Origin of the sequence: Bacillus sp. EU63, from assembly GCF_038592915.1 — a bacterium.
GTDB lineage: Bacteria > Bacillota > Bacilli > Bacillales > Bacillaceae > Bacillus > Bacillus velezensis.
Genome location: NZ_CP151944.1, coordinates 1,616,452 through 1,637,632, shown reverse-complemented (window position 1 = coordinate 1,637,632; position 21,181 = coordinate 1,616,452). Strand labels below are relative to the sequence as shown.

The window sequence follows — 21,181 nt, the reverse complement described above, 5'->3', positions numbered from 1 at the left end:
GTGACTTCGACACCTGCCTTATTTACCGGAACCGGATGTTCCGATGATCTCTTATGTATTTTACGTTGCTTGTTCCGCTTTTACAAATTTCATATAAAAAAAGAGCCTGTTACGGGTAACAAGCTCTTTTCGTTCGTTATCATTATCGTCTGATTTCTTTAATACGAGCCGCTTTTCCGCGAAGTTCACGCAGGTAGTAAAGCTTAGCGCGACGTACTTTACCGTAACGTACAACTTCGATTTTCGCGATTTTTGGTGTGTGTACAGGGAATGTACGTTCAACGCCAACACCGTAAGAAATCTTACGAACTGTGAACGTTTCGCTGATTCCACCACCACGACGCTTGATCACAACACCTTCGAAGATCTGGATACGCTCACGGTTACCCTCAACAACTTTTACGTGTACACGTAAAGTGTCACCAGGACGGAACGCAGGAAGATCAGTGCGAAGCTGTTCTTTTGTGATATCTTGAATTAGTTTTTGCATCGTTTTCAACTCCTTCCAACAGATGCTCTTGGCCACAACTGCAAGGCACAGCGGAACATCGTTTTCAAGCTTCTGAAGGATAAGCCTCCTTAAGCCACAAGTAGTATCTTATCATATCTTCATCACCTGCGCAATAGAATCTATTCGTTTTCCCACTCGGAAATCCATTTTCTTTGCTCATCAGTGAGAGGATAGTTTTCAAGAAGATCCGGACGTCTTAAAAAGGTTCTTCTGATTGATTCTTTATTGCGCCATTCTTGTATTTTGGCATGGTTGCCGGACAGAAGGGTCTCGGGCACTTTTAAGCCTTTATAATCTGCGGGTCTCGTATAGTGCGGGTGCTCTAAAAGCCCCGTGCTGAAGGAATCCTCCACGTGGGATGCTTCTTTTCCGAGGACGCCCGGCAAAAGCCTGACAACGCTGTCGGCAATCATCATGGCAGGGAGCTCTCCCCCGGTCAGCACAAAATCCCCGACGGAGATTTCATCAGTGACAAGATGTTCCCGGATCCGTTCATCATACCCTTCATAATGTCCGCAAATAAACATGAGATGTTCCTCTTCCGCCAGCTCCTCGGCTTTCTTCTGCGTATAACGCTCACCTTGCGGGCAGACGAGAATAATGCGCGGCTTGGCGTCCGTACCGGCTGTCAGCTTTTCAACCGCATCAAATACGGGCTGCGGCTTTAACACCATTCCGGCTCCCCCGCCGTACGGGTAATCATCAACTGTTTGGTGTTTATTATCCGAAAAAGCCCGGAAATTGATGACGTCAAAACGGACAGCCTCTTTTTCCTGTGCTTTTTGCAGAATGGAGGAGCCGAGCACCCCTTGAAACATTTCGGGAAACAGTGTTAAAAAGTCGATTTTCATTCGTCTATTAACCCTTCCATTACATGAATCTTAATTTTCTTCTCATTTATATTAATATCCTTTACCACAGAAGCAATATACGGAATGAGCGCATCTTTTTTGCCTTTTCTTGCAACCACCCATACGTCATTAGCCCCGGGCGTCAAGATTTCCTTCACTGTGCCGATCAGTTCCCCGTCTTCTGACACAACCTCGCAGCCGATGATTTCATGAAAATAAAATTCATCTTCTTCAAGCTCTCCCAAGTCTTCTTCAGGGACTTTGATCACCATGTTTCTTAAGTGTTCGACTTCATTGAGACTCGGCATTTCTTTGAATTGCAGCAGGTGAAACTGTTTGTGAAGCCTGTGGGCGCTGACCGTTACTTTGATTGGCTCCGCAGCCCCTTCCGCAAACAAATAGAGCGTATTGCCGGGCTTGTACCGTTCTTCGGCAAAGTCCGTTTTAGAAATGACCCGCACTTCGCCTTTAATGCCGTGGGTATTTACAATTTTGCCTACATTAAACCATCTGTTTGTCATATTATCACCTCGGGCGGATTTCAATTACTACCCCGTCTTTTATGACGATGGTATTTGCCGCTGTTTTTTCATGCCAGTTATCACCGACATTGATTGAAAGCAGCGCATCGATCTCCTTTTCCTTCACTTCGCTTCCAAGCGGGAGCGACTCTGTCTGGCTTATTTGGAAATCGATCATTTTGATTTTGTCTTGTCTTTTTTCAATGGCTTTTTTAAAAGATTCTGCTACATCGGGATTCTGCTGATCTTTTTCATGTTTTCTAAGCTGAAAATAGAGCTGGCTGCATTCTCGTTCAAGCGTTTGCTTTTTTTCTGCAAAAGAGGCCAAAAGCTTTTCCTTGCTTTGCTCGGTCAGAACCTGCATAACGGTTACCCTGTGAATAATCTGCATAGGACCAGACTCCCCACTCTTCCAACATATTTCTGTTCATTTGCCTTTTTTACGTGTAAAAAAAGGGGAGGTGCCGGCCCTCTCCCTTTTTCAGTCAAATATTTCAAATTGAACTTTCTTAGAAGACTGTGCGCCAGCTGCAAAAACGACGGTTCGAATCGCTCTTGCAGTCCGGCCTTGCTTTCCGATAATTTTACCGGTATCTGACTTATTGACAGATAAGCGCAGCGCAATCTTTTGATCAGTCTCTTCCTTTGTGACCGTTATGTCTTCCGGATGGTCGACAAGCGGAGCCACAATGCTGACAATCAAATCTTCCAAGTTCTGATCAGTCATTACTTGCCTTGTTTAGCGTTGTGGAATTTTTCCATAATTCCTTGGCTTGAGAACAAGTTGCGGACTGTATCAGAAGGTTTAGCTCCTGTTTGAAGCCATTTAAGAGCAAGCTCTTCGTTGATTTTCACTTCAGCCGGCTTTGCAACCGGGTTGTATGTGCCGACTGTTTCGATGAAACGGCCGTCACGCGGTGAACGAGAATCTGCTACAACAATACGATAGAAAGGAGATTTTTTTGCTCCCATACGTTTTAAACGAATTTTTACTGCCATTTTACTAGCACCTCCGAAAATATTTCAACAAGATAGTATATTAACAATGATAAAAGTGTTTGTAAAGTGTTTTTTCTTAACAACGGTTTTATCATGTATAACCGATTACATAAAAGGTAATTTAAAGCCTTTTTTCTTCCCTTTTGTCATGTTGGTCATCTGCTTCATCATTTTTTTCATTTCCTCAAACTGCTTTAAAAGACGGTTGACTTCCTGAACGGATGTTCCGCTTCCTTTGGCAATCCGCTTCCGCCGGCTGGCGTTAATGATATCCGGCTGTTCTTTTTCAAGAACAGTCATTGATTTAATGATCGCTTCCACATGATTCAGCTGTTTTTCATCGACTTGGATGTTTTTTAAGCCTTTCATTTTGCCTGCGCCGGGCATCATTTGCAGCAGTTCGTCAAGAGGCCCCATGTTTCGGACCTGGCCGAGCTGCTCCAGAAAATCATCCAATGTGAAGCTCATCGTTCTCATTTTCTGCTCAAGCTCTTTGGCTTTGTCTTCATCAACGGTCGCCTGAGCTTTTTCAATCAGCGTCAGCACGTCACCCATTCCGAGAATCCGGGATGCCATCCGTTCAGGATGGAACGCTTCAAGAGCATCGAGCTTTTCTCCCATTCCGGCGAATTTAATCGGCGTTTCGGTGACCGCGCGGATAGAAAGCGCCGCACCTCCGCGGGTATCCCCGTCAAGCTTTGTTAAAATGACACCCGTTAAACCGAGCTGGTCATTAAAGCTTTTGGCGACGTTTACCGCATCCTGACCGGTCATTGAGTCGACGACAAGGAAAATTTCCTCAGGATTTGCGACTTCCTTTACGCCGGAGAGCTCATCCATCAGTTCATGATCGATATGCAGCCGTCCGGCGGTATCTAAAATCACATAATCATGATGCTCTTCCTTCGCTTTTTCAATCGCCTGTCTGGCAATTTCCACCGGGCTGACCTGATCGCCAAGCGAAAAGACCGGCATATCAAGCTGTTTCCCCAGGGTTTCCAGCTGTTTAATCGCGGCGGGGCGATAAATATCCGCAGCCACGAGCAGCGGTTTGCGGTTATGTTTTTTGCGCAGCAGGTTGGCAAGCTTCCCCGTGGTTGTCGTTTTACCGGCACCTTGGAGCCCGACCATCATAATAACGGTCGGCGGGCGTTTGGCGACGGCAATTTTGCTTTCTTCGCCGCCCATCAGCTCGGTAAGCTCTTCTTTTACGACTTTAATAACCTGCTGACCGGGTGTCAGACTCTGCATGACGTCCTGTCCGACAGCCCGTTCACTTACTTTTTTCACAAAATCCTTTACGACTTTAAAGTTAACGTCAGCCTCAAGAAGCGCAAGACGAACTTCACGCATCATCTCTTTTACGTCTTGTTCGCTGACTTTTCCTTTTCCGCGGATTTTTGAAATCGTCTTTTGCAGTCGGTCGGCTAATCCTTCAAATGCCATTGTTTGCCGCCTCCTAATCTAATTTCTCAAGCGCTTCAATCAGAGCCGTCATTTTTTCCTCTTCCTGCAACCCGGAAGCAAGCTCTTTCAGCTTTGTAAACATTTCTTTACGCTCCTGAAACTTTTTAAAAAGGAGCAGTTTTTCTTCATATTGTTCAAGCATCGCTTCAGTCCGTTTGATGTTATCGTAAACGGCTTGCCTTGAAACGTCATACTCTTCGGCTATTTCACCAAGGGAGAAATCGTCCAGATAATAAAGCGACATATAGCTCTTTTGTTTTGACGTCAGCAACGACTGATAGAAGTCAAATAAATAGTTCATTCTCGTCGTTTTTTCGAGCGACATTTGAGCTCTCCCCTTTGTTAAGTCAAATCCCTTTACAAAAACTTAGTTTACATGGTTTCAGAGCGTGTGTCAAGTTTTTATCTTGTCAAAGCATGATGCTCTTTTTACATCATAAGTTTTTTCAAAAAAATTCATATAGACCGTCGTTAAAATACTCGAATTCTTGTTTTGATACACGGTAGCGGCAATAGCCTTCGTAAAAAGCATTGAGGCATGCTTCATTTGTGACAAAATGACTGATCGCTAATGATTCATCATATCGCGGATCTCCCGCCGATATTCCCGCAGCATCGATAAACAGATAGACCTCTCCGTCTTTCACCAGCACATTATCAGTCGGGCAGTCACCGTGAATCATTGTCTGCTGAACAGGAACAGGCCTGTACCTGTCCAATTCCTTCAAAAGCTCTGCACTTCCTTCAGCCTGCCCTTTTTTGACATATTCCCCGGCTCGTTTGATTTGCAGATCGAGCCAGTCTGTTTCCGGCTGTAAACCAGGGACCATTTCGGTTTCATGCAGCCGTTGCAGAAACCGGCCGAAACTTTTGATCAGCTTTTTCTTTTCAGTATCCCCTTTTGCTTTTCTTAAAGCCGAAGTCAGGGTGATTCCATCCTCAAATGACATGATGATATGGCTGGCATGCTGTTCCTGTATCATCCCATAATAAACAGGAACAGGCAGACGACGAGTTTCCGTCAGTTTTTGTAAAACGAAGGCTTCTCTCATTAACCATTCCCGATACTTCTGTTGAAAAGAACTTTTCAGCAGAAATGCGTCTTGACCGGTCACTATTTTTCGAACGGTTGAAGTGCCTCCCTGTTCATCCAACAGCGACATATGGTTTATCGCGCCGATCTTACTTTCCAATTCAGCTTTCAGCCATTTGTCCAACAATTGCCCCCTCCATTCCGATCTATCAATGCGTATAAAAAAACGAGTATAAAACCGTCCATTTTATACTCGTTTTTTATTCATTAATCCTCGGCTTTTTCAACTAAATCCGAAAAGAGACCGTATACGTAAGATTCTGCATCAAACCGCTGGAGATCGTCAACCTTTTCTCCGAGGCCGACCAGTTTCACGGGGATGTGAAGCTCATTGCGGATCGCCAGGACGATACCGCCTTTTGCGGTGCCGTCAAGCTTCGTTAATGCGATACCCGTCACATTCGTCGCTTTGGAGAATTCTTTCGCCTGCGCCATCGCATTCTGACCTGTCGTCGCGTCAAGCGCGAGGAGAACCTCATGCGGAGCCTCAGGCACTTCGCGTTCGATGACGCGTTTGACCTTTTCAAGCTCTTTCATTAAGTTAACTTTATTCTGAAGGCGGCCGGCCGTATCACAAATCAGCACATCCGCTCCTCTTGCTTTAGCCGCGTGTACGGCATCATAAATAACCGCCGCAGGGTCGCTTCCGGCAGCCTGCTTAATGACAGGCACGCCTGTACGCTCTCCCCACACTTCAAGCTGTTCAATCGCCCCGGCTCTGAAGGTGTCTCCGGCAGCGAGCACAACCGATTTGCCTTCATTCTTCAGCTTATGGGCAAGCTTTCCGATCGTTGTCGTTTTTCCGACGCCGTTTACCCCGACAAGCAGAATAACGTTCAGGCGCCCGTCCTGAATATTTAATTCAGAAATCTGTTCGTCACCGCTGTTATAAATGTCGACAAGCTTTTCAGAAATGACGGACTGCACTTCCTGAGGATCCTGGATGTTTTTCAGCTTCACTTCTTTCTTGAGCTCATCAATCAGCTCCATGACGGTTGTAAAACCTACGTCAGCGCCAATCAGCACTTCCTCAAGCTCCTCGAAGAAATCCTCGTCGACTTTCCGGTAGCGGGAGACGAGTTCGTTCACTTTATTTGAGAAGGAATTTCTTGTTTTTTCAAGACCATCTTTAAATTTTTCAGAGACGGAGTCTGTCTGTTTCGTGATTTTCTCTTTTAATTTTTTAAAAAAGCTCATCTTTCAACCTCTTTCCTCGTTACTGAACGAATTCTTTTGTTTCTTCCAGTTTGACCGAAACCATTCGGGAAACGCCGGATTCCTGCATCGTAACACCGTAGAGGACATCCGCTTCTTCCATGGTGCCTTTTCTGTGGGTGATGACGATAAACTGGCTGTCGCCGCTGTATTTTTTTAAATATTGCGCAAACCTGAATACATTGGCTTCATCAAGCGCAGCTTCCACTTCATCAAGGACGCAGAACGGCACGGGCCTTACTTTCAGAATAGAGAATAAAAGGGCAATGGCAGTCAGCGCCCGTTCTCCCCCTGACAAAAGATTTAAGTTTTGCAGTTTTTTGCCCGGAGGCTGCGCGATAATGTCCACCCCGGAATTAAGAAGATCATTCGGATCAGTCAGCTTCAGTTCAGCCCGTCCTCCTCCGAATAAAGAACGGAACACATCGTTGAATTGAGAACGGATCTGGATAAACGTTTCATGGAATCGCTTCGTCATTTCAGAATCCATTTCTTCAATGACTTGAAACAGTGTGTTTTTCGCTTCCGTCAGGTCATTTTTCTGCTCTGTTAAAAACTGATACCGTTCGTTTACTCTTTCAAATTCATCGATGCTGCCGAGATTGACCGTTCCGAGCTCTTCAATTGAAAGCTTGATCAGTTTGACCCGTTTTCTCGCCTCTTCAGGCTCGAGTTCAAGCTGATATTGTTCTTTTGCCCCTTCAAAGGATAAGCTGTACTCCTCGCGTAAATATTGCAAGAGATTATCAAGCTCAACTTCCATCCGGCCGAGTTTTACCTCTTCATCTTTCAGAATGTCCGTTTTTTGCTTGTACAGACGCTTCATCTCTTTCAGCTCAAGCTCGTTCGTATCAAGCGCCCGCTGGAGCTTCACACGCTGGTCGCGCCGGCTGGCGATCAATTCGATCGTTCTCGTTTTATCGTGAAGCTTATGATGGGCTGCTTCTTCAAGCTGCTCCTCACCGCTTGTGCTGGACGTCATCTCTGAGGTCAGGAGGCTTAAATCTTCCCGTGTTTCTTTCAGAGCGAGCTGCGTTTCTTCAAGCTCTTTTTTCAGCCTTTTGAGATTGTCTTCCTCACTCGAGCACGCCTGTTCTTTTTTCGCAGCGGCCACTTTACATTCCGTCAGTTCATGAGAGAGCGTTTCTTTTGTTGAGGATAGGGTCTGCTTTTGTTTTGTCAGCCTTTCCATCTCTTCCTCAAGCTCTTTCAGCTGGCCGGATGCCTCACTCAGCTGTTCTTCCAGAGCTGATTTGCGCGTCTCTTTTTCCCGGCTGCTTTCCGTCAGTGATGCTTTCTCCTGATCGTAAAGCTCCAGATGGGTATTGATGTTCTTTTCAGCAACTTCGAGTTCATACAGCCTGCCTTTTACATCCTGCTGCTTTGTTCTGAAAGCTTCACCGTCTTCACGGAGGCCGCTCAGCGTATGTTCAAGCTCTTGAATGGCCTGCTTCAGCGCTTTGACCTCTTTTTCGAGCAGAGCTGTTTTTTCTTCCATTTCGGCAAGCCGCGCAGTCACCGTCTCAAGCTCGCGGCTTCTGCCGAGCAGAGAATTGTTTTTCTTTTTGACCGCGCCGCCTGTCATTGATCCGCCTGGATTGACGACATCGCCCTCAAGCGTCACGATGCGGTAGCGGTGCCCGAGAAGCTTGGCCAGTTCATTCGCGCCTTTTAAATCTTCAGTGATCAGCACGGTGCCGAGAAGGTTTTGAATGACATTCCGATACGCCGCATCATATGTGACAAGCCCGCTCGCTGTGCCGAGGAAAGACGGATGCTTCTGAGCCGTCTGTTCATCACGGGTTTGGAGCTGGCGCGGTTTCATAACCGTAAGCGGCAGGAACGTCGCGCGGCCGAAGGAATTCTGTTTTAAATATTGAATCGCTTTCCGCGCCGCCTGCTCATCGTCTGTGACAACGTGCTGCGCCGCTGCGCCGAGTGCAATCTCAATCGCCGTTTCATATTTTTGTTTGGTGGCAATCAGTTCGAGAACGGCGCCGCGGATGCCGCCAAGCTGCTCTTTCTGCTTCAGCACTTCTTTTACGCCTTGGTAAAATCCTGAAAAATCGCCTTGCATCGTTTCAAGCATATCTTTTTTGGATCTGGCCTGCTGGACGAATTGATATGCCTGATACAGCGCTGATTCTTTCTTTTCATACTGGCGTTTTTTCTGTTCATATGCTGTCTGGACTTCGCGAAAGCGGACGACCTGATTGTGAATATCCTCTTCAACGGCGGCCAATTCTTCTTCGCACGCCGCTTTGCGGACTGCAATATCGTTACGTTCTTCAAGGTATTTTTCATTGTTTGCGGTCAGTCTCGCCTGCTGGACCGCAGATTGGGACATCTGATCATCTAAAAGCTGCAGCTCGTTGCGAATCGACGCCTGGCTGTTTAACAATTCAAAGTAATCGCTTTTTAATTGTTCGATTTTCTCTTCTACATTTTCATTATGCAGACTGAGAGCCTGCTGCTTTTCTTTCACCTGGGCGTTTAACCGCTTCACTTCCGCACGAAGTTTATCATAGACGGCAGACTGCTTTTCAATGTCCGCTTTCAGTTCGGCTTCTTTGTTCGTGTAATGTGTAACGGATTCCTCAAGCTGTTCCCGGTTTTGCGCGGCGTTTTTTTTGCGCTCTTTCAGCACTTCTTTCCGGCCTTCCAGCTTTTCCAGCTCTTCACTTGTCACGAGCAGAACCTGCTGCAGTTCGTTGACGGATTCATCAAGCGCGTGGATTTTATCTCTCGTCTCTTCTATCATCGCTTCTTTTGCGGACAGAGCCGATGATTCCGCCAATTCTTCTTCTTTTGCCGCCTGCACCTTTTCTTTTAAACCCGACCATCTGCCATGCAGTTCTTCGATGTCAAAGGCGGTAAGGGCGATTTCGACATGTTCAAGCTCTTTCTTTTTTTCTAAGTAGTCTTTGGCGATTGAAGCCTGGATTTTCAGCGGTTCGACCTGATCTTCAAGCTCGTGGAGAATATCTTCCACCCTGTTTAAGTTATCCTGCGTCTCAAACAGTTTGTTTTCCGCTTTTTTCTTTCTTGTTTTATATTTCAGCACGCCGGCCGCTTCTTCAAAAATACTGCGGCGGTCTTCCGCTTTGCTGCTGAGAATCTCTTCGACTTTCCCCTGGCTGATAATAGAGAATGCTTCTTTCCCGAGCCCGGAGTCCATAAATAAGTCAATGATATCTTTCAGGCGGCACTGCTGATTGTTGATGAGAAATTCACTTTCTCCGGAACGGTACACCCGTCTCGTCACGCTGACTTCGTGGTAATCGATCGGGAGAAAATGATCTTCATTATCAAGCGTTAACGTGACTTCGGCAAGGTTCAGCCGCTTGCGCGAATCACTTCCCGCAAAAATGATATCTTCCATTTTTCCGCCCCGAAGCGAGCGGGCTGATTGTTCGCCGAGCACCCAGCGGATGGCTTCGGTAATGTTGCTCTTTCCGCTGCCGTTCGGACCGACAACGGCCGTGACGCCTTTTACAAAGTCAACGGATATCCGTTCTGCAAATGATTTAAATCCTATAACGTCTAAACGTTTGAGGAACATCCCAGATCCTCCTTATCGTATAAGTATCTCAATATTATCATAATCACCCGCTTATATCAGGCGCAGACATACTGAAATCCCCCTAGGGAAACAGGGGGATTTTATTGTTTCGTATGATGTTTTTGCATTTTTGCAAGAGCTTCCTGTGCCGCATGCTGCTCGGCTTCTTTTTTGGAACGTCCGTTCCCGATACCGAGCGCCTCACCTTTAAGAGAGACAAGCGCCTCGAATTCCCGGTTGTGGGCAGGCCCTTTTTCATTGAGAATTTTGTACTCAAGCGATCCTTTTCCGTCCCGCTGTACAAATTCTTGAAGCTGGCTTTTGAAATCCATCACATGAGAAAAAGCACCATCGTTTATTTTAGGGAACACGTACACTTTCAGGAATTGCTGAACCGGCTCAAGGCCCTGATCCAGATACAGTGCGCCGATAAACGCTTCAAACACATCCGCTAAAAGCGCAGGACGCTTTCTGCCGCCCGTCATTTCTTCTCCTTTTCCCAAGAGAACAAGATCGCCGAATGACAATTCATGGGCAAGTGAGACGAGTGACGGCTCGCATACGATAGCGGCTCTCAGCTTCGTCAAATCTCCTTCACTCATGGCCGGATATTTGGCAAATAAGAATTGGGAGATCGTCAGTTCCAAAACAGCGTCACCTAAAAATTCAAGCCTTTCATTGTCTTCATACGGCTTTTTCCGATGCTCATTCACATAAGATGAATGTGTAAATGCTTGATACAAAAGTTTCTCGTTTTGAAAATGAACCGAAATCCGTTCTTGGAACTCTTTAAATTGCTCTATTTTTTTATAGAACTTTTTTTTATCTTTAAAATGTGAGTGTTTTGACATAGTAACCTCCATAGGCACATCAGGTTCACCGCGCTCCCCGCCGTAAACGGAATCGGCAGCGCGTACAGCGTCAGACGCCGGTAACCGAACGATTAAAGGGCTAAAGCCCCGCTGTCAGGCGGGACTTTTAGCATCAGCTTATTGCTGGTTTTGTATGTAGTTCACAGCGTCGCCGACTGTTGCAATCTTTTCAGCATCTTCGTCAGAAATCTCCATATCAAACTCGTCTTCAAGTTCCATAACAAGCTCAACTACATCTAGGGAATCAGCACCTAAGTCTTCCTTGAAAGAAGCTTCAAGTTTGACGTCAGCTTCATCAACGCCAAGGCGGTCTACGATGATTTTCGTTACACGCTCTAATGTATCTGCCATAGCAATTCACCTCCCCTCAAGTATTATAGAGGATTCGTTTTTAAAAAACTAGAGAAAGTAGGATGAAATTTTAAAAACAAATCTTTACATCACCATTCCGCCGTCAATATGAAGGGTTTGGCCCGTCATATAACGCGATCCTTCAGAAGCAAGGAACGTAACAACGCTGCTGATATCGGAAGGATCACCGAAACGCGCGAGCGGAATCTGCTTCAGCATTTCATCTTGGACTTCTTTAGAAAGCTTGTCCGTCATATCTGTAGAAATAAAGCCCGGAGCAATGGCATTGACCGTAATATTGCGGCTCGCAAGCTCTTTGGCTGATGACTTCGTTAAGCCGATTACACCGGCTTTTGCCGCCACATAGTTCGCCTGGCCGGGGTTTCCGCTGACGCCGACGATTGATGATACGTTGATAATCCGGCCGGAGCGCTGTTTCATCATCTGTCTTGTAACGGCTTTCGTGCAGTTGAATACACCTTTCAGGTTAATGTTAATGACATCATCCCATTCATTTTCTTTCATTCTCATCAGAAGATTGTCTTTTGTGATCCCCGCATTGTTCACGAGAATGTCGATTGAAGAAAATGCAGCGACAGCCTCTTTCATCATGTTTTGTACTTCTTCGGAATTTGATACATCGGCTTTTACCGCGATCGCGTTTCGGCCCAAAGATTTGATCTCATCTACGACTTCGTTCGCTTTCGCTTCATTCCCGGAGTAGTTGACTACTACGTTACAGCCGTTTTTCGCAAGATCAAGCGCGATCGCCCGCCCGATTCCGCGGGACGCCCCCGTTACCACTGCTGTTTTTTCATTAAGCATCCTGATTCTCCTCCTTCAGCGTTTGAATCGCCAGTTCGATGGTTTCATGGTCAGAAACCGCGATTGTTTTAAGGCGGCGGTTCACTTTTTTCACAAGGCCTGAAAGCACTTTTCCGGGCCCGATTTCAACAAACGTCGTGACGCCTTCGTCAATCAGTTTGTTAATGGTTTCTTCAAAGCGAACAGGCGAATACAGCTGTTCGATCAGTTTTTTCTTGATATCGTCTTTTTCTGTCATAACGTCAGCCGAAACGTTTGAAATCACGGGAACAGCCGCATTTTTCAACTCACAGGCGCTGAGCACCTCCTCGAGTTTTTGCGCTGCCGGCTTCATTAATTCAGAATGGAACGGTCCGCTTACTTCTAATGGGATCGCCCGTTTTGCTCCGTTGTTTTTCGCTTCCTCTGAAGCCAGCTCCACGCCTTTTGCCGTTCCGGAAATGACGATCTGGCCGGGGCAGTTCAGGTTTGCAAGCTGTACGAGATGACCGTTTTCCGTCACTTGATCCGTCACCTTTTTCAAGGACTCCGCATCCATTCCGAGAATAGCTGCCATGGCGCCTTCTCCGGCCGGCACGGCTTCATTCATGAATTCTCCCCGTTTTCTTACCGTGTAAACGGCATCTTTAAATGTCATCGCTCCCGCCGCAACAAGCGCCGAATATTCTCCGAGGCTGTGGCCGGCGGTGAAATCAGGGGTGATGCCTGATTCTTTAAACTTTTCCAATACGGCGATGCTCGTTGTCAACAGCGCGGGCTGCGCATTGTATGTAAGGGTCAATTCTTCGGCGTCACCTTCAAAAATGAGCGAGCTCAGCTTTGTTTCAAGCGTTTCATCCGCTTCATCAAAAATACGTTTTGACGCTTCTTCGCGTTCGTACAGGTCTTTTCCCATACCGATATATTGTGATCCCTGTCCGGGAAATAAAAATGCAATCTTACTCATGATGCGGTAACCTCCAGACTACTCATCTGTTTTTTCTTCTTTTACTTCTTCTTCTATAAATGCGGCCACGTTTTGGCTGACCATTTCTCTCGCCTGGCGCAGCGCATGGTAAACAGCGCGTGCGTCAGAAGAGCCGTGCGCTTTAACGACGGGCGCTTTCAAACCGAAAAGACTCGCCCCGCCGTACTCAGAATAGTCCATTTTCAGTTTCATTTCCATCAGCTTCGGCTTCAGCACTCCCGCTGCGAGCTTAGAAACAAAACTTGAAGTCAGTGTATCTTTCAGCATTTTGAAAATCGATAACGCTGAACCTTCCAATGTTTTCAACGTGACGTTGCCCGTAAAGCCGTCTGTGACGATGACGTCAGCAGCACCTTCGAGCAAGTCTCTCGCCTCAACGTTTCCGACAAAATTCACGTTTGTTTCTTTTAATAATTCAAACGTCTTTTTTGTCAGGTCGTTTCCTTTCTTTTCTTCCGTGCCGACATTTAACAAGCCGACGCGGGGCGAGCTGATTCCGAGAACCTGCCGGGCATATACAGATCCCATAATTCCGTACTGGACGAGATGCTCCGGTTTGGCATCGACATTGGCTCCCACGTCCAAAAGAAGGAAACCGTCGCCTGAAACGGTCGGAAGCGTCGGCGCAAGCGCAGGCCGGTCGATTCCTTTAATTCTGCCGACGATAAACAGTCCCGCTGTCATGAGTGCGCCTGTATTCCCCGCTGAGATGCAGGCGTCCGCTCTGTTTTCAGCCACTTCCTGCGCCATCAGCACCATAGAAGAGTTTTTCTTTCTGCGTACGGCGCGGACCGGTTCATCCGTCGGTTCAATCACTTCATCGGCGTGCAACACAGTGATGCGGTCTGATGTTGTTGGCAAGTGTGATTCTATCGTTGTCTTGTCACCGACCAGCGTAATATGAAGATCGTCAAATGCCTCAATACTCTTCATTACTCCGTCAATAACAGCTTTGGGTGCGTTGTCGCCTCCCATTGCATCTACAGCTATTCTCATGCATGCTCCACCTTTATGATTGTTTTGAACGGTACATGTCAAAGCTGCCGGAGAACACGACTTCTTCTCCCACATAGCTGTTGACTTCAACTACCGTTCTGCCTTTTTCTTTTTCGACTGCCGTCACTTTGGCTTTCGCAACGACGCGCTCGCCTTCTTTCACCTGTCTTGTAAAGCGGATATTTGCGCTTGCGGTCAGCGCCAGCTCATCATCAATGACGGCTACGGCGAGTGAGTTCGCCTGCGCAAACAAATGATGCCCCCGCGCAATTTGATTGCGGCTGAAGACATGTTCGCGTCTTACTTCTAATATGGAAATGGCCTGGCCGTCAAGCTCCAGATCAATAATTTCACCGATCACTTCGTCTAAAGACAGTGATTTCACTTCATCATCAAGCGTTTGTTCTGCCACGTTTTTAATTCTTTCCCTCAGCTCCGGTATTGAGAGCTCTAAGCGGTCTAAACGGATCGTCTGAATGCTGACGCCGAATTTCCCCGCTAATTCTTCATCTGTGATGAAGGGTGTCGATTTGATCGTCTGCTGCAATAATTTTTGGCGTTCTTTCTTGCTTCTTCTCATCTGTAAACACCATCCGGACAATTAAGACTAGGTACTAATAGTAGTATATAATCTCATAGATTGGAATGCAATGATTGTTTTTTGAAAGCCGCCGAATTTTACAGAATCAACTTAATTTCTCCCCTTCTAGGACGCCGCTTGAAAGTAATTGGCCGCGCAGCATGCGGTATTCGTCATCTTTCCAAAAAGCCTCTGAAGACACCAGATTGGCCGCATCCTGGCGGGCCGTCTCCAAAGCTCTGTAGTCATGAACCATATCCGCCACCTTGAACTCGGGCATACCGCTCTGTTTTTTTCCGAAGAAATCCCCGGGGCCGCGCAGTTCAAGGTCCTTTTCAGACAGCTCGAAGCCGTCGTTTGTCTCTGACATGATTCTCATCCGTTCCTTCCCGGTTTCGGATTTCGGATCGGCCATCAAGATACAGAAAGATTGGTGGTCTCCCCGCCCGACCCGGCCGCGGAGCTGATGAAGCTGAGATAATCCGAAACGGTCGGCGTCATAGATGACCATAATCGTCGCATTCGGCACGTTCACCCCGACTTCTACGACGGTTGTTGACACAAGTACCTGACATTGATTGGCGCTGAATTCTCTCATCACCTGATCTTTTTCATCAGAATGGAGCTTCCCGTGCATCAGGCCGACATTCCATTTACCGCGGTAAACGTCAGACAGCATGTTATATACGTCAATCGCATTCTGCACATCCAGTTTATCCGACTCTTCAATGAGCGGGCAGATAATATAGGCTTGCCTTCCCTGTTTCAGCTCTTTTTCTATAAAAGCCAAAATCCGCTCCAGCATGTCGTGTTTCACCCAATACGTTTCGATTTGTTTTCGCCCCGCGGGCATTTCATCTATCACGGAAACATCCATTTCTCCGAAGACGGTAATGGCCAACGTTCTCGGAATCGGAGTGGCTGTCATAAACAGCACATCCGGATCCTGACCTTTATTCTTGAGTTTTTTGCGCTGTTCGACTCCGAACCTGTGCTGCTCGTCCGTAATAACAAGGCTCAGCGCTTTAAATTCCACTTCGTCCTGGATTAAAGCATGGGTCCCTACTAAAATATCAATCTCTCCGAGAGCAAGCCGCTCCAAAAGCTCCCTGCGCCGCTTTCCTTTTACAGAACTCGTCAAAAGCGCGATATTTACATCTTCATTTGCAAACAACGATACGAGAGAATCTGCATGCTGTTCGGCCAGAATTTCAGTCGGCACCATTAATGCCCCCTGATACCCCGACAGAATCGCAGCGTACAAAGCGATGGCGGCGACGGCCGTTTTCCCTGAACCGACATCACCTTGCAGCAGACGGTTCATTCGGTAAGGGGATGTCATATCAGCGATAATTTCCCGAAGCACGCGCGTCTGTGCGGTTGTGAGCGAAAACGGCAGGCTGTCTGTGAAAGCAGCGAGCTTTTCAGCAGGAAACACATGGCTGATGCCTTTTGACTGTTCCCTTTCCGCTTTACGGAACGCCTGCATTTTCAGCTGAAATAATAAGAATTCCTCGTAAACAAACCGGCGTCTTGCCTGCTGTAACGATTCCCTCGTTTCAGGCTGATGCATCGTCTGCAGGGCATGTTTGTAATCAGGCAGCTTGTAGCGGATTCTCAATTTTTCAGGAAGCGGATCGGCCGCACTGTCCAAATGATGCTGCAGCGCTTCCTTAATAAACCGTCTCATCATTTTTACGGTGACGTTTTCTTTAACGGAATAAACAGGCTCAATGCTTTTATCTTCTTGATGAGGACCGTTTTTTAATTCCTGCACGGAAACGGTCTGTCTGTGTTTATCCCATTTCCCCGATATCGTGACGACAGAACCTAACGTCAGTTTCTTTTTTAAGTAGGGACGGTTAAAGCAGACCGCGGTAATTAAATAATTGCCGACAAGCACCCTGAATGTCAGCCTGTTTCGTTTTTTGCCGTAATAGGTAAGAGAAGGTTCTGAATGAACCTTCCCTTCTACCGTCACTCTTTCTTCATGTTTTACTTCTTCTAAATCCCTCAGCTCATAGTCGTCATAACGGTAAGGGAAATAATTCAGAAGATCAGAAATGTCATAGATACCAAGTTCGTGCAATGTTTTTTCTGTTTCCGGCCCAATGCCCTTAATTTCCGCTATACTAGTTTGCTGATGGTGTGTCACTTGATTTCAGCGCTCCTCCGAAAATTTTTTTCTCTAATTCTCTTCCCGTCGGTGTCGCGGCTAAACCGCCTTGTCCCGTTTCACGCAGTGCTGTCGGCATTGTCTGGCCGATTTTGTACATCGCGTCAATCACCTCATCGCAAGGAATGCGGCTTGTAATCCCGGCCAGCGCCATATCCGCCGCGATCATCGCGTTGGATGCTCCCATTGCGTTTCGTTTGACACACGGCACTTCTACCAATCCGGCGACCGGGTCACATACGAGACCGAGCATATTTTTCAGTGTAATCGCCATTGCTTCCGCTGATTGCTGAGGCGTTCCGCCCGCCATTTCCACAATCGCAGCCGCTGCCATGCCTGATGCTGACCCGACTTCCGCCTGACAGCCTCCTGCCGCTCCTGAAATACTCGCATTGTTTGCTACGACAAAACCGAACGCGCCGGCTGTAAACAGAAAACGGATCATTTGTTCTGTCGTAGGGTTCAGCTTATGCTTTACGGCGAATAACGTTCCCGGCACGACCCCGGCAGAGCCGGCGGTCGGTGTAGCGCAGATCGTTCCCATCGCCGCATTGACTTCATTTGTCGCGACAGCTTTAGAAACGGCGTCTAAAATCAGATTGCCCGACAGGCTTCTTCCCGATTGGATGTATGCCTGAAGTTTCACGGCATCTCCGCCTGTTAAACCGGTCTGACTCGTGACGCCCTTCAGCCCTTTTTCAACAGCTGCTTCCATGACGGAGAGATTGCGCTCCATTCCTTGAAAGATTTCTTCCCGCGTTTTTTGCGTCACTTCCATCTCTTGCGTGATCATCACTTCCGAAATCGGAATTTGTTTTTCTTGAGTGATTTCTATTAATTCTTTTACATTACGAAACATGTCATTTTCCTCCTGACTTTTTAGTCAGCTATCTTAGTAACCTGTATAATATTAGGAAGTGTTGAAAGCTCGTCAAGCACTTCTTCTTCAATATTCTGATCGACCTCAATCGTCATCAGCGCAAGCTGGCCGACGTCCTTACGCGCCACTTCCATATGTCCGACGTTGATGGAGAATTTCGCAAGCACATTGGCAACGCCTGCAATCGTGCCGAATTTATCATTGTGAACGACTAAAATAGCCGGATGGTTTCCGGAAAGACGCAGCTCAAAGCCGTTGAGCTCCGTGATTTCTATTTTTCCGCCGCCGATGGAAATACCGGTAAGGGCAAGCTCTCCCTCATCATCAGAAATGACGATACGCGCTGTATTCGGATGAACGGGCACGGCATCCTCTGTACGGAACTCTACATATATGCCCTTCTCTTCCGCAATTTGAATCGCTGTTTTAATCCGTTCATCAAATGTATCAAAATCAAGCAGGCCGCCGATAATCGCGACATCAGTGCCGTGACCCTTATACGTCTCCGCAAATGATCCGTAAAAAGACACAATGATCCGGCGGGGCTCCCGCCTGAATAGGCTTCTGGCCACTCTGCCGATCCGGGCGGCGCCTGCGGTATGTGAACTGGACGGACCGATCATTACCGGGCCGATAATATCAAAAACGCTTCTATACTTCATGCTGGTTTGTTCCTCCTTAACATCACTTCATTCAGCGCTTTTCTTTAGACTAATTGAACATTTCTCAATTGGCAAGCAGGCACACTGCCGCACTGCCGCAGGTAAATAAAGACATAAGAATAGAAGGGCCTGATAAGCCCTTCTATTCTGCCGCAAATATATATGGATACAGAGGCTGTCTGCCGTTATGGATTTCAACCTCGATATCTTCACAGACGCTAGCAATATACTCAGCGAGTTTCTCAGCTTCTTCTTCCGGAGCGTCCTCTCCGTACAAGATGGTGACAATTTCATCTTCTTCCCCGATCATTTCATCCAGCAGCAATTTTGCCGCACTCATCCGATCTTCGGCGCTGCCGATAATTGAACTGTTTAAAATGCCGATAAAATCACCTTTTTTAATATCTTTGCCGTCAATATGGGTGTCTCTGACTGAATATGTCACCTGTCCGCTTTTCACATTCCGGATGGCCTCAAGCATATTGGCTTCATTTACGTCAGCCGGCTGGTCAGGGTTAAACGCAAGCAGGGCGGTCATGCCTTGAGGGACCGTTTTTGCCGGAATGACAATGACATTTTCTTCAGCCACGCTCGCCGCCTGATTGGCAGCCATCACAATATTGGAATTGTTCGGAAGAATGAAAACCGTCTCCGCATTGACAGACTGAACGGCTTCAACAATATCTTCCGTGCTCGGATTCATTGTCTGGCCGCCTTCGATTACGTGTGAAGCGCCGATGCTCGTAAACAATTCAGAAATGCCCTCTCCCATTGCCACAGTCACGATGCCAAAAGGCTTGCGGGCTTCTTTCATAACGCCGGCCGGCTTTTTTTCATCATGTTCTTGGCTGATGATTGAAGTATGCTGTTCCCTCATGTTTTCAATTTTAATTTTAATCAAATCGCCGTAACGCTGTGCGAGATTGAGTACGTTCCCTGGTTCTTCGGCATGAATATGGACTTTCGCCAGCGTATCATCAGCCACGACCAGCAATGAATCGCCGAAACGGCTCAGTTCGTTTCTGAACGTCTCTTCCTTGAACGTCCGTTTATCTTGATCCAGCCTCACCATCACTTCCGTACAAAATCCGAATTCAATGTCTTCTGTACTCAGCATGCTTTGCGCGCTTTTATGATGCTCGGCATTCACCATATCATCGAGTGCCGGAAGAACCGCTTTTTTCGGTACGGCCTCTCCTTTTAAAGCAGCCAAAAAGCCTTCATATACACAAAGCAGACCTTTTCCGCCGCTGTCAACGACACCGACGTCCTTTAAAACAGGAAGCAGATCCGGCGTGCGGTTCAGCGACGCTTCCGCTTCTTCAATAACGGCCTCCATGACCGAAATAATATCGGTTTCTTCTTTGGCCGAGGCGACCGCTTTTTTAGCCGCATCCTTAGCCACGGTTAAAATCGTTCCTTCAACCGGTTTCATGACCGCCTTATATGCCATATCCACTCCCGCTTGGAGTGCTGCGGCAAATTCTTGGGCGTCTATTTGGTTTTTGTTTTCAATGCTCTTTGTGAAACCTCTGAACAATTGGGACAAGATCACCCCTGAGTTTCCTCTCGCTCCCATAAGCAGGCCTTTTGACAGGGCGATGCCGACTTTGCCGATGTCGGGTGAGTCAATGTGCTCTACCTCTCTTGCACCGGATGACATCGATAAATTCATATTTGTTCCGGTATCGCCGTCAGGCACGGGAAACACGTTCAGCGCATCCACCGCGGATGCGTTTTGAGACAATGTCTCAGCCCCCGCCAGAATCATTGCCGCAAAAGCTCTCCCATCTAAGTTTCGTCTAGACAATACTCATCCTCCTCACTACGGGTTCGTTACTCGTACGCCTTGGACATAAATATTTACAGAATCAACTGCAAGTCCGATTGTTTGATTTACTGTGTATTTTACCTTCGTCTGAACATTGTGGGCTACTTCGGATATTTTAGTGCCGTAGCTGACAATAATGTACATGTCGATATGTATTTGTTCGGCTTCCTGACGGACATGTACGCCTTTTGCGAAGTTCTCTCTCCGGAGGATTTCAGACAAACCGTCTTTAATCTGGTTTTTTGAGGCCATCCCCACTATTCCGTAACAGTCAATGGCAGCGCCTCCGGCAACCATTGCGATGACTTCGTTGGATATATCAATCTGTCCGTATTTTGTCTTCATTTCAATGGACACACAGGTTCCTCCTTCAGGTGCATAGAGTTATCATTATTCTACTATATGTATCCCATTATGAAAAGAAAAGATACAGACAGCGGCCTTCAGCGCGGAAATGTGATTGGTTTTACATGTCAAGTGATTTTTCTTGAAAGTAAGGGAAACAATAGTTGCAAACGGTTTTTAGCTGTGGTAAATTATTTAAAGTATTGTATAACGAAAGCATCTGAGAAACTATGTTTGAAAAGATGTTTCGCGCAGTTAGGAGGGAAACAAATGGCACGTAAATGTTTTATTACAGGTAAAAAAACAAAAGCCGGAAACAACCGTTCTCACGCAATGAACGCTTCTAAGCGTACTTGGGGCGCCAACCTTCAAAAGGTCCGCATCCTCGTTGACGGCAAACCTAAAAAAGTGTATGTATCTGCCCGGGCTTTAAAATCCGGTAAAGTTGAGCGTGTATAAGCAAAAATGAACGCCTGC

The 21,181-nt window shown here is 46.9% G+C and carries 23 protein-coding genes; 1 reads left to right on the top strand and 22 read right to left on the bottom strand.

Features of this window, described 5'->3' with window-relative positions; all coding sequences use genetic code 11:
- Positions 1-142 precede the first annotated feature (142 nt).
- From rplS to NYE38_RS08150, 22 genes are all read right to left on the bottom strand, one after another.
- Positions 143-490: a 50S ribosomal protein L19 gene (gene rplS / locus NYE38_RS08255; protein WP_003154288.1), complete on the bottom strand. Its 348-nt coding sequence runs from the start codon at positions 488-490 to the stop codon at positions 143-145.
- 140 nt (positions 491-630) lie between these two features.
- Positions 631-1,362, bottom strand: a complete 732-nt coding sequence (gene trmD / locus NYE38_RS08250; protein WP_017417770.1) for a tRNA (guanosine(37)-N1)-methyltransferase TrmD — start codon at positions 1,360-1,362, stop codon at positions 631-633.
- Positions 1,359-1,883, bottom strand: coding sequence for a ribosome maturation factor RimM (gene rimM, locus NYE38_RS08245; RefSeq protein ID WP_003154290.1), 525 nt, complete (start codon positions 1,881-1,883; stop codon positions 1,359-1,361). Before rimM ends, trmD begins: the two co-directional genes overlap by 4 nt.
- A 4-nt stretch (positions 1,884-1,887) precedes the next feature.
- Positions 1,888-2,274, bottom strand: a complete 387-nt coding sequence (locus NYE38_RS08240; protein ID WP_003154291.1) for a YlqD family protein — start codon at positions 2,272-2,274, stop codon at positions 1,888-1,890.
- Between the two features lie 90 nt (positions 2,275-2,364).
- The gene (locus tag NYE38_RS08235) at positions 2,365-2,610 is read right to left on the bottom strand and encodes a KH domain-containing protein (RefSeq protein ID WP_007611392.1); all 246 of its coding nucleotides are present in this window, start codon (positions 2,608-2,610) and stop codon (positions 2,365-2,367) included.
- On the bottom strand, positions 2,610-2,882 hold the full coding sequence (gene rpsP / locus NYE38_RS08230; protein ID WP_003154296.1) for a 30S ribosomal protein S16: 273 nt from the start codon (positions 2,880-2,882) through the stop codon (positions 2,610-2,612). The genes NYE38_RS08235 and rpsP overlap by 1 nt, the downstream gene beginning before the upstream one ends.
- A 105-nt stretch (positions 2,883-2,987) precedes the next feature.
- Positions 2,988-4,328, bottom strand: a complete 1,341-nt coding sequence (gene ffh, locus NYE38_RS08225) for a signal recognition particle protein (protein ID WP_007409763.1) — start codon at positions 4,326-4,328, stop codon at positions 2,988-2,990.
- A 13-nt stretch (positions 4,329-4,341) separates the two neighbouring features.
- Positions 4,342-4,674 (bottom strand): putative DNA-binding protein, encoded by a 333-nt coding sequence (locus NYE38_RS08220; protein WP_003154299.1) that lies wholly within the window; start codon positions 4,672-4,674, stop codon positions 4,342-4,344.
- A gap of 121 nt (positions 4,675-4,795) precedes the next feature.
- Positions 4,796-5,566: an aminoglycoside phosphotransferase family protein gene (locus tag NYE38_RS08215; RefSeq protein WP_017417768.1), complete on the bottom strand. Its 771-nt coding sequence runs from the start codon at positions 5,564-5,566 to the stop codon at positions 4,796-4,798.
- Between the two features lie 83 nt (positions 5,567-5,649).
- Positions 5,650-6,639, bottom strand: a complete 990-nt coding sequence (gene ftsY / locus NYE38_RS08210; protein WP_003154301.1) for a signal recognition particle-docking protein FtsY — start codon at positions 6,637-6,639, stop codon at positions 5,650-5,652.
- 19 nt (positions 6,640-6,658) lie between these two features.
- Positions 6,659-10,219, bottom strand: a complete 3,561-nt coding sequence (smc, locus tag NYE38_RS08205) for a chromosome segregation protein SMC (RefSeq protein ID WP_017417767.1) — start codon at positions 10,217-10,219, stop codon at positions 6,659-6,661.
- A gap of 101 nt (positions 10,220-10,320) precedes the next feature.
- Positions 10,321-11,070 carry a ribonuclease III gene (rncS, locus tag NYE38_RS08200; protein WP_014417754.1) on the bottom strand — a complete coding sequence of 250 codons (750 nt, stop codon included), beginning with the start codon at positions 11,068-11,070 and terminating at the stop codon, positions 10,321-10,323.
- Between the two features lie 138 nt (positions 11,071-11,208).
- Positions 11,209-11,442 (bottom strand): acyl carrier protein, encoded by a 234-nt coding sequence (acpP, locus tag NYE38_RS08195; protein ID WP_003154310.1) that lies wholly within the window; start codon positions 11,440-11,442, stop codon positions 11,209-11,211.
- 84 nt (positions 11,443-11,526) lie between these two features.
- On the bottom strand, positions 11,527-12,267 hold the full coding sequence (gene fabG, locus NYE38_RS08190) for a 3-oxoacyl-[acyl-carrier-protein] reductase (RefSeq protein WP_003154312.1): 741 nt from the start codon (positions 12,265-12,267) through the stop codon (positions 11,527-11,529).
- Complete coding sequence (gene fabD / locus NYE38_RS08185) at positions 12,260-13,213, bottom strand: ACP S-malonyltransferase (RefSeq protein ID WP_007409759.1); 954 nt, start codon at positions 13,211-13,213, stop codon at positions 12,260-12,262. Before fabD ends, fabG begins: the two co-directional genes overlap by 8 nt.
- A gap of 18 nt (positions 13,214-13,231) precedes the next feature.
- On the bottom strand, positions 13,232-14,230 hold the full coding sequence (plsX, locus tag NYE38_RS08180) for a phosphate acyltransferase PlsX (RefSeq protein ID WP_007409758.1): 999 nt from the start codon (positions 14,228-14,230) through the stop codon (positions 13,232-13,234).
- A gap of 13 nt (positions 14,231-14,243) precedes the next feature.
- Positions 14,244-14,810, bottom strand: coding sequence for a transcription factor FapR (gene fapR, locus NYE38_RS08175; protein WP_003154320.1), 567 nt, complete (start codon positions 14,808-14,810; stop codon positions 14,244-14,246).
- Positions 14,811-14,916: 106 nt separating this feature from the next.
- A complete protein-coding gene (recG, locus tag NYE38_RS08170; protein ID WP_017417765.1) occupies positions 14,917-16,965 on the bottom strand; it encodes an ATP-dependent DNA helicase RecG in 2,049 nt (682 codons plus the stop codon).
- Positions 16,943-17,845, bottom strand: a complete 903-nt coding sequence (gene sdaAA / locus NYE38_RS08165) for an L-serine ammonia-lyase, iron-sulfur-dependent, subunit alpha (RefSeq protein WP_003154324.1) — start codon at positions 17,843-17,845, stop codon at positions 16,943-16,945. Before sdaAA ends, recG begins: the two co-directional genes overlap by 23 nt.
- A 20-nt stretch (positions 17,846-17,865) precedes the next feature.
- Positions 17,866-18,528 carry an L-serine ammonia-lyase, iron-sulfur-dependent subunit beta gene (gene sdaAB / locus NYE38_RS08160; protein WP_017417764.1) on the bottom strand — a complete coding sequence of 221 codons (663 nt, stop codon included), beginning with the start codon at positions 18,526-18,528 and terminating at the stop codon, positions 17,866-17,868.
- Positions 18,529-18,670: 142 nt separating this feature from the next.
- Positions 18,671-20,338 (bottom strand): DAK2 domain-containing protein, encoded by a 1,668-nt coding sequence (locus tag NYE38_RS08155; RefSeq protein WP_014417751.1) that lies wholly within the window; start codon positions 20,336-20,338, stop codon positions 18,671-18,673.
- Between the two features lie 15 nt (positions 20,339-20,353).
- Complete coding sequence (locus NYE38_RS08150) at positions 20,354-20,716, bottom strand: Asp23/Gls24 family envelope stress response protein (protein ID WP_003154327.1); 363 nt, start codon at positions 20,714-20,716, stop codon at positions 20,354-20,356.
- 258 nt (positions 20,717-20,974) lie between these two features.
- On the opposite strand from NYE38_RS08150, the gene rpmB reads away from it, so the two are divergent.
- On the top strand, positions 20,975-21,163 hold the full coding sequence (gene rpmB, locus NYE38_RS08145) for a 50S ribosomal protein L28 (protein WP_003154328.1): 189 nt from the start codon (positions 20,975-20,977) through the stop codon (positions 21,161-21,163).
- Positions 21,164-21,181: the final 18 nt, after the last annotated feature.